12 protein-coding genes and 1 pseudogene are annotated in these 14,722 nt (G+C 46.0%); 5 read left to right on the top strand and 8 right to left on the bottom strand.

Going from position 1 to position 14,722, the window contains the following annotated elements:
• Positions 1–365: 365 nt before the first annotated feature.
• Positions 366–1,400: an IS110 family transposase gene (locus SPK40_RS22690; RefSeq protein WP_330961985.1), complete on the bottom strand. Its 1,035-nt coding sequence runs from the start codon at positions 1,398–1,400 to the stop codon at positions 366–368.
• A gap of 434 nt (positions 1,401–1,834) precedes the next feature.
• On the opposite strand from SPK40_RS22690, the gene SPK40_RS22695 reads away from it, so the two are divergent.
• From SPK40_RS22695 to SPK40_RS22710, 4 genes are all read left to right on the top strand, one after another.
• Entirely contained in the window at positions 1,835–2,536 is a 702-nt protein-coding gene (locus SPK40_RS22695; RefSeq protein ID WP_330961986.1) for a tetratricopeptide repeat protein, read from the top strand.
• Positions 2,537–2,579: 43 nt separating this feature from the next.
• Positions 2,580–4,700, top strand: coding sequence for a hypothetical protein (locus tag SPK40_RS22700; RefSeq protein WP_330961987.1), 2,121 nt, complete (start codon positions 2,580–2,582; stop codon positions 4,698–4,700).
• A 588-nt stretch (positions 4,701–5,288) separates the two neighbouring features.
• The gene (locus tag SPK40_RS22705; RefSeq protein WP_330961988.1) at positions 5,289–5,984 is read left to right on the top strand and encodes a hypothetical protein; all 696 of its coding nucleotides are present in this window, start codon (positions 5,289–5,291) and stop codon (positions 5,982–5,984) included.
• A 3-nt stretch (positions 5,985–5,987) separates the two neighbouring features.
• Complete coding sequence (locus tag SPK40_RS22710; RefSeq protein WP_330961989.1) at positions 5,988–6,929, top strand: pyridoxal-phosphate dependent enzyme; 942 nt, start codon at positions 5,988–5,990, stop codon at positions 6,927–6,929.
• A 1,060-nt stretch (positions 6,930–7,989) separates the two neighbouring features.
• Here the strand turns inward: SPK40_RS22710 and SPK40_RS23025 are convergent.
• From SPK40_RS23025 to SPK40_RS22735, 6 genes are read right to left on the bottom strand one after another with little or no spacing between them, the layout of a single operon-like run.
• Positions 7,990–9,105, bottom strand: a complete 1,116-nt coding sequence (locus SPK40_RS23025; RefSeq protein ID WP_442957600.1) for a pyridoxal-phosphate-dependent aminotransferase family protein — start codon at positions 9,103–9,105, stop codon at positions 7,990–7,992.
• A complete protein-coding gene (locus SPK40_RS22715) occupies positions 9,102–9,752 on the bottom strand; it encodes an O-methyltransferase (RefSeq protein WP_330961990.1) in 651 nt (216 codons plus the stop codon). The genes SPK40_RS23025 and SPK40_RS22715 overlap by 4 nt, the downstream gene beginning before the upstream one ends.
• A complete protein-coding gene (locus SPK40_RS22720) occupies positions 9,749–10,513 on the bottom strand; it encodes a hypothetical protein (protein ID WP_330961991.1) in 765 nt (254 codons plus the stop codon). The genes SPK40_RS22715 and SPK40_RS22720 overlap by 4 nt, the downstream gene beginning before the upstream one ends.
• 5 nt (positions 10,514–10,518) lie before the next feature.
• A complete protein-coding gene (locus tag SPK40_RS22725; protein ID WP_330961992.1) occupies positions 10,519–11,415 on the bottom strand; it encodes a putative PEP-binding protein in 897 nt (298 codons plus the stop codon).
• Entirely contained in the window at positions 11,412–12,200 is a 789-nt protein-coding gene (locus SPK40_RS22730; RefSeq protein ID WP_330961993.1) for a class I SAM-dependent methyltransferase, read from the bottom strand. The genes SPK40_RS22725 and SPK40_RS22730 overlap by 4 nt, the downstream gene beginning before the upstream one ends.
• Complete coding sequence (locus SPK40_RS22735) at positions 12,197–13,078, bottom strand: putative PEP-binding protein (RefSeq protein WP_330961994.1); 882 nt, start codon at positions 13,076–13,078, stop codon at positions 12,197–12,199. Before SPK40_RS22735 ends, SPK40_RS22730 begins: the two co-directional genes overlap by 4 nt.
• A 364-nt stretch (positions 13,079–13,442) precedes the next feature.
• On the opposite strand from SPK40_RS22735, the pseudogene SPK40_RS22740 reads away from it, so the two are divergent.
• Positions 13,443–13,550 (top strand): annotated as a pseudogene (locus SPK40_RS22740) (IS6 family transposase); the annotation flags it as partial.
• Positions 13,551–14,363: 813 nt separating this feature from the next.
• On the opposite strand, the gene SPK40_RS22745 reads toward SPK40_RS22740, so the two are convergent.
• Positions 14,364–14,722: hypothetical protein (locus SPK40_RS22745; protein ID WP_330961995.1), on the bottom strand; the 359-nt coding region annotated here is incomplete at its 5' end.

Genomic DNA, 14,722 nt, shown 5'->3' on the forward strand with positions numbered 1-14,722 from the left:
TTCTATAAACACACACTGCATAAACAGTGGGAATGGATAGGCATTATCAAACCACCCAAAGTCACACGGTTACCTTACATCATACTCCCAGAGCAAGTCGCCAATGTGTTGTGATGTGATGGACGCCCCGTTTTTTGCAATGGTTGATGAATGGCGGCTCGCTTCCATATATCCGACGTCTTGATAGGCGTTTTTCACCTGCGCCATGATGTAATCCGAACCCTATCTCCTAATCACTACAACGGCATCAACAGCCATGGTCAACTTCAGGTTTTGATAGGGACGATTGACCGTTTGTTCGTCAGTGATTGCAAACTTATAAACAGGAAAATGTTATAACCTTTAGTCATTCCTTAAATTGAGACTTATGCACTCCTAAATGCGAGTGATAACTTAAAATCATCGTTACCGACGAGAATACGCCAGCCAATTCGGGCTATTTTATTCGCCAGCGCGACGATTGCTTTAGCTTTACCTTGCCGTTTCACCAGAGAGTTAAACCAGCAACCGAGAGTATCTTGCCGTTTATTGCAAAAACGTCCCACGGCCCGGGCACCATGGATGAGCATCATTCTGAGCTCTGAGTTGCCGCTTTTGGTAATTTTTCCAAGGCTTTGTTTGCCTCCTGAGCTAGCCTGCTTAGGGACTAATCCGCACCATGCAGAAAGCTGTCGACCATTATGAAACTGATCACCTGTACCAACTTCACTCATAAATGTCGCAGCCACAATGGGGCCGAATCCTGGAATGGTTAGTAATGCTTTGTATCGAGGCTGAACTTTACACAGATTAGTAATTTCATCTGTTAGGTATTCAATATCTCTATCAAGAAGCACAATATCGTCGTACAGCCCCTGTAGTAGCCGGCGTAAAACAAACGATAAACCATTATCAGCATCTTCCAAACATTCTGGAAGTTTGTGCTTCAAATTTCTTATCCCTACCGGAAAAGAGACGCCATATTCAGCGGCCAGACATCTAACTTGATTGGCTGTAGCAGTGCGCTGCTCAACCAGTCTTGACCTGACACAACGGAGTGATTTGATATCTTGCTGTTCGATACTCTTAACCGGCACAGGATGTATGCCAGGCCTGAAAGCGGCCTCGCATATCGCAAGGGCATCATTTGCATCATTTTTCTGATTCCCAACAAGTGGTTTTACATGCTGTGCAGGGATCAATATTACATCATGGCCCAACGTCATAAACTGTCTAGCCCAGTGGTGGGCGGTACCACACGCTTCCATGGCAATTAACGTTTTTTCAGGGAACTGCCGCATTGTATGAAGCAATTTATTGCGAGTTACTTTACGGTTCCAGGCAACGGTGCCGTCTTGTTTCCAGACACAGACCTGAAAAATATTCTTGGCTAAATCGATACCTACAACTTTAATATCCATGACGGACGCTCCTTTACATTGAACTAAGCGTTAGCAACTTAATTCTGGCGCATTGACGCCGAGGGAGGGGCGTCCATCACATCACTACACTACATTTACCAGTAATCATTAAGCACATCACTGGATAGTTCTACCCTCTCTGATTATTTACAGCAGCCCCTAATTTTATGCGGAAGTTCGCCTCTATGGCATTTATCTTCTATTCTACAAGAGGCTTTATTTTTGTATTACCTGAGAGAGGTGGGGCATACAAAAGTCCAAAAAGCGAATAGCTAGGTTCCTGGCTTAAATTATTGGGCTTCTCTTTGCATATCCTCCAAAAGGTCGACACCACTTACTAGATAAGACAGGTATACCTTTAGTTACTCTAGATAAATGAACGACATAATATTAGTGGCGTTTCTGATCGCCATCATCTATTGAGGAGAACAACTGTGAAGCCCGTATTTTCTGAAGATGACTACAACCGCGGAACTAACGACTTCGATCCTAATGAAGTTCGCCATCGTGCTGAAGCAATTATCTCCGCAACGAATGAACACCTGAAAGAGTTTAACAAACATGAACCCACCGCACGTGGATTTCTTGCCGCTGGAAAGATCAACGAAACAGAAGGGGACCTAGCCTATGCGATTCGATGGTATGAGCGTGCAATTGGCGCTGATCCAGAACTCCACGAAGCGCGCGCTCGCCTAGCACTGGCACAAATCAAATCATCTCAACATGAGTCCCGCGCTCATGTACGGCAGCAGGCACTTGAAAATGCCCTTAAGCTTGTACAATCAGCCCCGAAACTCGTCTTTGCTGCTGTTGTGCGACGACGCCCATTGTCTGCTTGGACTGTGCTTGGCGATGCACAGCGAGCACACGGCAATGATAATGCAGCGATTGAGGCATACTCCAAGGCCATTGTGGTTGAACCACGTGATATGTACGCAGCTGGCCATTTAGGGACGCTTCTGTTAAAGCAAGGCAACGTAGACGAGGCACTCAAACAACTCAATAATGTAGATCGCCAAAACGGGGTTTTTGGGCAAATAGAGGCTGCTGTCAGGCTCGCTGCCGCAAATCCAGAGACCCTAATATCCATCAGAAACATTGTTACAGTACTGTCTGTTGCGGAACCCGCTGCCTAACGAGTGTGATATCTAAACGATGAGCAGGCAATAAGGAAAGCTGATGGAGCAAGAGAAGAACTCTCACCTCAAACTTGAAGATTTCTTAAGTGCCTATAGGCTAACTTGGGAAGACCTTGAGCATAGCGTAGAAGCTAAGATGGCTGCTATTAAAGCGAAATGTTGCTTTGTTGGAGGGTCATTGGTGGAGGGATTTGGTACCCTGCGGTCAGACATCGATCTGTTCATTCTATACGACAACCCTTTACCCCTGCATCATGTTGAGATGGTGAAGGAAGGCAGTATCCTTCTTGACGTTGAGTATTGGGATTTCAACCATGTGGAAACTTTGTTAGAGCGTCTAGAAGAAAACTACCTGATACCTAGCGATAACAATCGTCGGGTCCTCGAATTCACACCAGAAGAGAGGGAATTCCTTCATCGACTATACCACGGGCGTTCAGTCTTTGAAGGTGATGGTTCCCTGAAGGAACTTCAAGCACGTATTCGCAAAACTTGGCTTCAACAGCTTTTATTTGATAGGAGTATTATACGCTGCAACAACGCACATCTGGACGTGATCGGAGCCTTAGATTCAGGTGATCTACGAACTGCTGCTTACCAACTACAATCGTTTGTTGGATTTCTCGCGGATATCCACCTGAGTGGAATTGGTTATACAAATCCTGCTTACAAGTGGCGTTTTGCTGCATTAGAACGATTTGCCGAAGAGCGTGTAGCAAGTTTCTTATTCGAACTCTGGTCCCAAGCAACATCCGATATTCCAACTCGAATATTTAATAGAGTACTTAGAGCAGCAGACTGGATCATCCCCGAAGCACAGCGATGTCTTGAAAATTCTGAGTATATCTCAGTTCCACTACCACGTACCTTGTTAACAAATGAGGGAACCTCAAGATCCTCCATTTTGTTAGATTCCGCTGCTTACCAAGACAAACAAATTTTACCTGCGCTCAAGGAAACGTTAAAGATTCGTTGGGTAGAAGGAGCACTACACATATATGACATTGATAGTATGTGTGCCCGACAGATCAACGACATCGCTCGAATTGCTCTGCTCCATTTCAACGGACGGACTGAGCTAGGTGTAGCTTTACATGAACTGCGGGAATATACTCCAGCAGAGCCAGGTGCCTTACGTCAAGGCTTACACGATTTATGTACGCTTGTAGAAGCTGAGGGGTGGAGCCAAGACAGCTCAACTATGACGCATGATGACGATACATCAAATGTCGCGGATTGTTTTTACTCAATGTCCGACTTTTGGAATGCGCTGGAAAACCATGAGTCAGGTCGGTGCAAAGGTACTATCTGGGATACATATGAGGCGGGCGATCGCCGCGAGCTCGAATACTCTTTAGCACGGCAATTTGGCTCACCAGCTGCAGTGGTGATCACAAGTGGGATGGGAGCTATCACATGTGCCCTTTTGGCGCTAGCAATTAAGACTGGTGCTAAGCCAATAGTTAATTCATGGGCATCTTATTTTGAAAATGTCGATCTCCTTGACAATTTCCTATCTCCGCTCTTCGCGGATAGTGATATAGATCGTATTCTACTCATCGAGCCAGTTAGTAACGAACCAAATTTATCAGTAGGGCTCCGAGCACTGGAAACTAACTCTGCTGGATATGTTATAGACAACTCGATGTTTTCTGCTTCTGTACCCTGGAATGAGTGGAAGAGGTCCAACAGCCAGCCACTTTGTGTTGCCGAAAGCATTCCTAAATACCTATGCCGCAGTGCAAGCGGTGGCGTAGTGTATGGTGAAGAAGATGTTATAGAATGCGTTAGGTCGATAGCTAGACGCACAGGGATGCTCCTCTGTCGACGGTCTTGTGTTGAGATAAACTCTGATACAGGTCTTCTTCGTGTAGGCGAACGACTCACGCGACATAGCAGGAATGCTGAGTACTTTGCAGCTATTATTCAAGAGCGCCATCCTTATTTAATCACAAGGCTACCGCATAAAATCGCCAGATCGGCTGGATTACGCAATGCTTCTAGTTCACTTGTCTTCCTGATCCCCCCTGAAGATCTCGATATACAACAAAGTTTGATACTTGGGCGCACCACTGCTCAGATATATTGGGTCGTCCATTCGTACGAGCTGGGTACGGTTGGTCAAGAACATATGCGAGGCTCTATAAGGATGATTGTTTAAATACACAGTCCGGAACCCCTTATATAAGGGTATCGATCGGTCTTGAGGAATTGGAGGTAATAGATGCTATCGCGACCAGTTTCTGATAATGGATTAAATCAGTCTACTCCGAGCCTTCGTTTCTCTACGGAGGACACACAGCTTCCAAGTGATGATCCTTTTTGGGCACTCAAACCTCTGGGTCTTGACACAGTTCAACATCGGGGAGATTTGATATCAATAGACGATTTAGTGCTCCTTACGGAAGGACTAGGTTCCGTTGTGACAAACCTCGCTGGAATTGCAGTCTTGAGTCCTTTGCTCGAAGTAAAAGTGGCATCGGCACTTTTACTCAGCGAGTGTACTGAAGTCTACACAGTCTTGTGCTCACGGCTTATCGAGTTAAACAGGAAGCCAAGCATTCGGCCAACATGTGATCCCGTTACTAATGGAAGTTGGACTCGCCTCAGCGAGCTAGAGCAAGTACATCTCCCCTCACTGCTTCGACTTGCTACTCAGCTCATAAATAATTCTGACTCATTGGGCGAATGGCCAACGCGACGATTACTGAATAGTCGAGTCTTACCGGCATTAAGAACGTGGTGTGAGGTGCTTCGCCGTCTTCGGACACAGTTTGGTATCGTTGCGGATGAACTCGCTGAAATGGGGGCTCGAGATGAGCGTTATACCGTATTTGATAATGTTCGTGACTATCGCAAACGTGATGAAGATTTTGACCTCGACAATTCTGAAGCGATGCTACTTGAATTGCTAGGTCAACTCCGCACACAACGTGACGAACTTGACGCAGTAGAAACATTTGCCCGTGTAGTCGCCGCACAACAGCAGCTAAATAACCAGGAGCTACTGGAGTTATCCAGAATCGTTGGAGATGAGGCTCGACATGTGTTAACTGGAGAACTAGCGCTGGCTAATCTTGGTCATGATCCCCGTGCGATTCCTGTTGGCGTGATCGGATCATTATTACGTCGTGAGCTCTCACCTATTGACGGCTTATTACAAATCTCGATGATCGGGGAAGCCGGAAATGTAGCTGAAATTTTACAGTCAGCCTCCCTCGCGAATTCGTTGGGACACCCTAGAATTGGGATCCAACTCCAACTCATCCACCGCGACGAAATTTTTCACCTCAAGTGTGGCCATAAGATACTTCGACGTATTAAGTCAATTCCGCAAGGAGCTGGGTTTGCTCAAGTCGCGCTCGACATTACTAATGAGTACCTAGTCTCGCATGGCCAACCAAAATTATCAGCACGACAGGCCGCAAGGATTCTAGGAGAGTAATCATTGAAAGTTTTCTCAGATCCATTAGCAGTTCGGGATATCATTGGACAACTTCCAACGCCGATTGCGGAATTACAGTTTGGCTCGATCGAGCTGCTTGCTAAACTTGAATACCTTCAGCCAACAATGTCTATAAAATATCGCATTGCACGAGGACTTCTCATTGATCTAATTACATCTGGAACCCTCACCGACAGCACTGAATGGGTAGTTGAAGCGACAGCAGGAAATACAGCCATAGCGTTAAACAGAGCCCTGAGAGAATTGCGCTTGAGTGCACGAGTTGTAGCTGTCGTGTCCGATAAAGTGCAGCGTCTTAAAATTGCTCGCCTCCAGGCAGACGGTATCGTCGTTCGGGTCGTTCCATATGAAGTCGCCCGACCAACCCCTTCCACCGCAAGCCCATTAATCGAAGCCCTTTACGCTACCGTTCATGAGTTACCCAACGCTGTAATAGCTGGACAGTTTTCCTCCGAAGCGAATCCGCGCGCCCATCAGCTAGGTACTGGTCGTGAGATTGTCGAGCAGCTCGGTGTCCCACCTGACGCAATCGTGTGTGGAGCTGGAACAGGCGGTACCATCACTGGCATCGCGCGAGCAGTAAAAGAAGCAGGCTGGAACTCACAAATTGTCCTTGCTGACCCACAAGGTAGCGTACTCGGTAGTGCCTGGCGAGGCGAATCTGTTGCTCCGGGCAAATCCATCATTGAGGGAATTGGGGGAGACTTTGTGCCTGAAATATTGGATCTCAACCTCGTTGATGACGTAGTTACCGTTCCTGATAGAGAGTCTCTAACCGCAGTCAAGCGCCTTAAGCAGGCAGGATTCTCTGTGGGTTTAAGCTCCGGCTGCGCTGTCGCCGCATCTCTTCGCCTAGCAGCGCGTGACCCGATAATTTCTCGTTGCCTTGTACTCTTTGCTGACCACGGAGTTTGGTACGAATGACTGATAAGATTTCAAGTAACGACCAGGACCAACCTGTATGGCTTTCCTCGGAACTAGCATTGATCTTACTCTTACCGGATATAATGGTTCAAGACGCATGGACTGATTTATTTAATCGCCTTGACGCGTTAGATATAGAGCTTATAGCAATAACACCAATACGTTTAACCCCTCAACGACTAGCACGGATATATAGGAGCCATAGGCTTAATGCCGCCAAAGAAGGAAGGCTAGATGCTACTTGGGTAGCCCCAGCACTTATGGAAATGGATATGTCCATTGCGGTTTTGGTCGGATCTAAAGGTGCTCACGATCTGTGTGCAGAACTCGACTATATTAAGGGACCAAGCCCGTGGTGGCTGCGAACTGCAGACCATCTACGCGCTGTCAGTGCATTAAGCCATCGAGGCATGTCGCTTTTCCATACACCAACTGACCAGGCTGACTTCGAACGGACAACTAAATTGTTTTTTTTGCCAAATACTCTAAATGCGATCCGCACTAATGGGGCTGACAGAAGCCTGGAATGGGACGACCTCCGACACTTGCGAGGGTATACACCAGCCGACCGCGATCAACACCCTCTCGCGGTTGTCCTTCGTGTCGTTTCGCGTGCAATAACCCTCCTCGCAGTCGACATACATATAGAACCTAACGAGAATTATCGCGAGTTAGCATGCAGAGTTCGCTTCGTGGAACAACTTCTCTGTGATACCCCCCTCGCAAATCAGCGTAATGTATTCGAGGAAGATCTCTCTAGACTTGCTCAGTCCCTTGATGAGATAGGCCCTCCAATTATAAGGGCGTTACCATCCGAGCAAAATGAACTAGACAGCTTTTCTTGTTGTTTGTTAGGTCAGAACAGGCATGCCTTGTATTGCCTACTACGCTTGCTCCTTCGACCTGACACATTCGGTGCAACTCTGTACGATCACGCTCGCGATGTTCTTTTTTGTAATGATCTCTATCTATCTCATTGGGAACTTCACCAGCTTACAACATCGATCGTGTTCTACTCGGAAACAGGCTGAGCTTGCCTCTAGCCCTTAGAAGTAGCCAGCTAAGAAATTGATGATGGTGAAATTATTTGATCCAAGGAGTTGAGTAACCGACTGATTGCCTCGTAACCAAGCTCACCGAATAGGGCAACACGGATAACCTTTCCGCGGAGTATGCCTTGGCCCCCTGAAATAGTTATGCAATGATCTTCAAGTAACATACGGATTAAGTCGTCTGCATGAGTCAATTTTGGAGGATAGGCTACAGTAACAGGCCCTAGGTCCTCTCTGTCACCTATAGGCAAAATGCGGAAGTTGAGCTTAGCAAGCCCAGTTCTCAGCATCAAGGTACGGTCAGCAGTTCTTTTCGCAGCCGAGGCAATGCCACCGCGACTCTCATACATAGTAAGAGAGCAATGAAGAGCGCGTATTAAGCTAGCTGCCGGAGTCCAAGGGCTTCGTTTAGGGTTGCGGTAAAACTCTCGGCGCATCACATTCCAGTCCCAAGCGAAGCTTGGACGCTTTGGTATCGAATTATACCGTTTCCACGCTCTGGGACCGACAGCTACAATTCCCAGTCCTGCGATCGAGCCAACTCCTTTCTGACTTGTTGCAACTATAGCGTCCACGTTCGTATTGTCCATCCGTATTGGTAAAGCACCAACACTAGAAATTGTGTCCACTAACAGTAGAGCATCACGATCTCGGCAAATAGAGCCAAGTCGACCGATATCGTTCGAATACCCCGTGGAGGTTTCATGGTGGACTGCAACAACAAGTGAGCCTTTCGTTATTTTTGACTGAAGGCGCTCCCAGTCAAAGCAATGTGTCCAAGGACTGCGGACACGCTGAACTGAACTACTAACTACATCCGCTATATGAGCCAGGCGCTCACCCATATGACCATTGATTGGCACAATGACTGAATGTCCAGGAGAAACAAGGTTCCGCATCGTAGCCTCCAACGCCTGAGTTCCAGAGGACGGCAATACGTACACATCGGCAACACACGTCCCTATCATCGATTGCAGCATACTCGTTAACTCGTCAAGCAGTGTCCCATATTCTAAAGTTCTATGGTCAAAAGGAGGCTTTGCTAGATATTCCAATACATCAGGGTGCACAGGGCAAGGGCCAGGAACGAACGATATGGGCAAGTGAGCATCGGCGTTATTCATGTTATACGAACGGCGACAGTCATACCGTCTCCTATCGGAACTACAGAAGTAAACCAATTCCTACTTTCCAATAAACACCGGTTGAACTCAACAATAACCCCTGTAGATGGCTTATATAAAGCCGGGGTTGCTACCCTTCCTTTATGAAGTGTGTTATCCGCAATAAGCACCCCCCCTTTAGTTAGAAGGTTTGTACACAAATTTAAATACTCCAAGTATTCCTTCTTCTCACCATCGATAAATACTAAGTCGTAGTAGCGATGTTGTAGAGTTGGAAGAACAGCCCGGGCGGTCCCTTTATGTAGCCGTATTTCTGTACCAAATGGGTGTGAATTGAAAGCCATCTCAGCTTGCTGTGCTCTGGTGATATCCACTTCTACAGTGTCAACTATAGCCCCATGACCAGCAGCAGAAGCCAACCATAAGGCGGAATACCCCCAATGGGTACCAATTTCAACTATCCTACGAGCTTTGCATATTCGAACTAATGCAGCCAAAAAAGCTCCCTGTTCTGGAGATATCTGAATAATTTCTCCCTCAGCTTCGGCTGCTTTATGGCGTAGCTCAGTTAAAAGTGGATCGGGCTCGATCACACCTGAGCGAAGGTATGCCGTGAGCAAGGGGTTAAGCAGGGTTCTGTGTGTCATAAAGCAGCGTCCTCTGGCCACTTGCACAAATTGGATACAGCCTCAGCACATTCATGGCAAACAGCTTCAATTTCATTGTTGTCTACTTCTTCTAGCAAGTGAGATATATACTGGCGCACAAAATCAGCACTCTCAGTGGAGACAATAAGACCAAATTTGCGAGCAGCAGCCAGAAGTGCAAAGTCTTCTGGATCCCGCGCCATTCTTAATCTATTCGCATATGACGCCAGTTCGATTTCCAGATCAGTGCCCTCATCCAGAGGAATACACAACTTACAAAGACTCTTTTTGACAGTATGTAAGTTCAGTGCCTGCAGTGCCATATTTGTGCCCACCTCAAATCTTGAGTCAAACCAACCGCGACGACACAAGGCTGAGTCAATAGCATATTCCATCATAGAGTGTGAAAAACCACGTTTTGAGTCCTTGGGGACTGGTGATTTCGACACCCCTTCAGCGTAGGCTCGGCTGAAGAATTCCTCATAGAATGAGGCAGACAGTTTCAGTCGTCGATATGCCCAGCCACGACGTAAACGTGGTGAGGTAAAAGATGAACCGAAATGTACAACCCAATCGGTGATTAGATGTGCACGAACAAGCATCCCATCACACCCGGTTAGAATCGCATAATTATCGTAGCCCCAGTTATGACAGTTGACGTAGTCGGGAAGCATTAACGCGCCTATTCCTGTTGTTGAAGGCAACTCAGAAGGAAATACACCACTAGACTCTGCTATGTAACAATGGCCCACAATATACACTGTATTTACCTCCTGATAGCTGCGAATGTGAGCGGGTATACAACCTGCAGTGAAGCAGCCATCTCTTGTTTCAGACGCGGTACTAAGTCAATTTCTTTCAAGTCGGAAAATTCTGGACCAAGCAGCATGGGCAGATTTGTGTAATGGAGAACTAGAGCGTCAAATTCTAAGCCATCTAACTTCTGGAGCAATGAGCTATCAAAATCCCCCGCCACGAAAATTGTCAGGCCATTCTCACGAGCTACCTTCTTGATAGCTAACAAAAGATCAATAATTAAAGGGTGGTCCTTTTGGGCAAAAGGGGAGTTGCGTTCAGCCGCAAAGAAAAAAGAAGTGAGATCATTAAGGCCGACAACAAAATGGGTAACGTGCTTTGCTAGACTAGTCGCATCGATTGCTGCTGACGGCGTCTCAATCATTGTTCCTATGTGGTTTGTAAAGCCTAGCTCCTTCGCAAACTGTACACCTCGACATAGTTCTAACTCTGTGCCAACAAATGAGAATAGCAAATGTAAATTTCTATGATTTGAGGAAGTTTCTACAACCACTCGTAGTTCCTGCTCGAATGCATCAGGCAGTTGAAGTCCTCGCCGTAAACCTCTTGCTGCCATAAGAGGATTCTCTGTCGACACCTCAACATCTGCACCAACAAGTGTTCCAATTTCCCGAGGCTCAAAATCTGAGATGCGATACCAGACCGGCTGAGGGTAGAAGGCCGCAGCGATCTCTGAAAGGTAATCACGTAGCCAGCGGCGTCCTTGATAAGTACGAATATAGTGTCCAGAATGCCTCATAACATATTCACCCCGGATCATCCCGACTCCTTCGAAGCTGTCAAACCGGTTAGCATCTGGACACTCGCCGCTTAAAGCTAACATCAGAGGTGTGGAAAGAGTGGTCATAATATGTTGGACTCCAAAATATGTTTTGGTATAACCATGAAGTAATCGTATGGAAATGGAATGCCGGGAATTGCTTCATCTCGTAAAAGCCAGTTAGGTGAACCGAGAGTAGATAAACAAGCCTCCCACTGACCTTGGGTCCAATACCATCCTGGGCAAGGAGCATGGAAGTCGTTGAGGCAATGGTTGAAGAACCAGTCGAAACGACAGTGAATGTTGGCCGTAATACTCTCACACCTCAAGTTCTCGACTACAACAATACGTTTGGTTTTCAACTGAGTAATCCAGCCAAGAACTTCGTCTAAGTCTGGTTCGTGATGTAATGAAGTGACAATCAGGACTACATCGAACTCACTTTCAGAAAAGAAGTTAGAGTCTCGGCAGTACTCATAATCAAAGCACTGCAGCGATCCCGCTTCGGAATGGGGAAACATCTTTTTCTCCACAGCTACTACATCCCACCCCCTTTCTAGCAAGGCCGTGCCAACAGTCCCCGTGCCAGAGAAGAGATCAAGAACCTTCGGACTATTCAATGGAATAATTTGGCATAGCTGATCTGCAATACGGGTCGCCCTTTGGCAATCGAGAATCCGATTCCACCTTCTACCCAGCCCCCCCGTTTCGAGAATAGTGGAAAGAATTGCAGCAGTATCTTCGTTCAACTGGCTAGTAAAAAGAATTTCAGCGATGCGCTGAATAGCAACTTGTTCCGCTGGTTGAAGTGAACCTTCATACTGGCAGAGCGCAAGTTCAATACTCCTTATAACTGAGTTTAATTGGGTCACGAGCTTGACCTCACTTGAGACCGCGCAAACTCTTGCGAACGTTGACGTGTTATTTTCCGCACGTCCGAGACGAATTCCAGTTCAGGTAAAATATTCTTTGGAATTCCTAGCAGGCAATTAGCTTGATAATAGGGGACACTCACATAATCGGCCCCCTCCTTCTCAGCCGTTTCGATTATGGACGAATCGAGTTCACCACCGATACCCCACTCCACTCTTTTCGCAACAGCTTTTGCAACCATTCGTAGCATACATACTACCGCTGGGTGGTTTTTTGAATAGTAACAACTCGAACGTTCTGCGCCGAGTAGTAATGATGTTAAATCATTCAGTCCAACTAAGAGATTTGTCGCACCTTCTTGGATGAACGCTTCAATGTCTAAAACCGCAGATGGAATCTCGATCATTGTGCCAACACGGTTTGGCCAACCGAGCTTCTCTAGGATCTGCACTACAGCAGCAAACTGAGTAGCGTCAGCTACGAACGGAGTTAGAACATGCAGATTCCTGTGTGTACGAGCCAAATCGACTATAAGAGAAAGCTCGTCTTCAAAAATCACTTGATCTTCTAGTCCTCGCCTAATCCCGCGCAACCCTACGAGAGGATTCGTCTCGATGACTATCGTACGCGTTCCAATTAAAGGGTTTGCTTCATCGGACCATAGATCGGCCAACCGATACCATACCGGTTGTGGTGCCGCTATGGATGCCACGAGATCGACATATTCCGCGACCTTCGTGCATACGCTTCGAGAGCAAAAATTTGAACCAAGGTAGCGTAGTAAATATTCACTCCTTAATAACCCCACGCCACAAACCTGATGCGCAAGGTCAGAGCTAAATTTCTCGCCGCTAAGTGTAAGTCGGTTATCAAGCATCGTTCATGCTCGGTATAAAACTTAACTCACGAACGATATGACAGAATTCGTCGTCTGTTTTGGGATATCTAGCAACACTGAGATTGTCAGCTTGTGAAAAGACTAGCACTGTAGCTCTCCAATATCAGGTGAGGATAGGGAGGCTTCACAAAGACTATATACCACCCATATTTTTGTATGGGTAAGTAAAGGTCAGCTAATCATATTTAGCAAGTTTTACGTGGCATAGTTAAATATTAGTAACCCACAGCTCTGCTATTATGACTTGCATGAGATTTACCATTGCACACCAAGAAATGATACGCCGCAATGGCAGCGATTAAGGACTAAGAATGAATTCAAGTAGAAACATTTTGCTTTTGAAATCACCCTATGGTGCTTTCGCTAGTATAGTTCTACTTCAATGAGTTACGCAAACCTCAGTGACATGCTGGCAGAGCGAGCGATTTCTGTTAATCGCTCGACAATTTATCTTTAATTCACATTAACAAAAAGATAGCATGATAATTCATATCTGCTTTTTATTTATTGTTTTTGTATATATAAACCTTTCTATAGCCCAAACCATTGTAAATAAAGCACTATTAACTCTTTTGTCAGGTTCTTATATGGCGTTCACTAAAAAGTAGGATTCCTCGGTAGTTGACTACTCATTAGCTCCGATATGTCAAAACCCGTTTAATGTCTTGTAAATGAGCAACTACTATAAATGGCTGCTGGGCAAATGTATGGTACGCCCCGTTTTGCAAGTGATAAACTCGATAACGGAGTTGGTTTGCGCTAATGTATTCAGAGTCATTAAGAGACGTCATTAGTCCCAGCTCTACGATGAGATACGCGCCAGATTGTCCTCAAAAGCGTGAAAGCATGCTATTGCTGTTCTTTCTGGATGGGAAGAACAGCTTACTGCAGGATACTCGGGTATCTCTCTAGACTTAGCTCAAGCCTGCGTGAGGAAGAAGCGCCATTAGACTGAGCAACTGTCCAAAGCGATAGAAAATCTATTCATTCGCAATTGTTGAATAATCGATTCCCTTCACCGAAATAAGCAACTCGGGACGCTCTTCCATGATTTGCTCGGCGATCCCCTGAAGCCAAACAACCGTTGTCCTCAAATCCATACGCTCTCCCGTATCAGGATGTTCCCATCGGCGCATCTCTCTCATACAAATGAGAACACAGCTAACTTGACAACGTTCGTGATTCAAATATCGGTTAACCAACTGATCGACCAAAGCCTCTCTCAATTGTGTCCCACTCCACTTATTGCGTGTGTCGTCTAGTTTCAATTCAATCGCTGCATATCTATACAAATTACCAACACAGGTGGCTTCTGAAATAAATCTGGAAAGGTACATAGGAAGAGGCTTTTGAGCCTTTTCCAGAAAAATCGACTTTCGTAGTGATTTTTCCTAAAAACTTTAGATTCACTATACCATTTTCCAGAAAATTCACTACAGCCAAGAACTCGATTTCTACCTGTCCTTAAATCATTTATACCCCAAGACATGTTTAGCGGGAGCTTTATTGTCATGACACTGATTAAAGAGTTCTTACTACGTTTTAACCCCATCAACAAATGGTGTAACAGCTTGTTCCCAGCACCAATGATCAAATTTTGCAGCAGGTTGTTGCGCAGGAAAC

The organism is Photobacterium sp. 53610 (assembly GCF_036409375.1).
Classification (GTDB): domain Bacteria; phylum Pseudomonadota; class Gammaproteobacteria; order Enterobacterales; family Vibrionaceae; genus Photobacterium.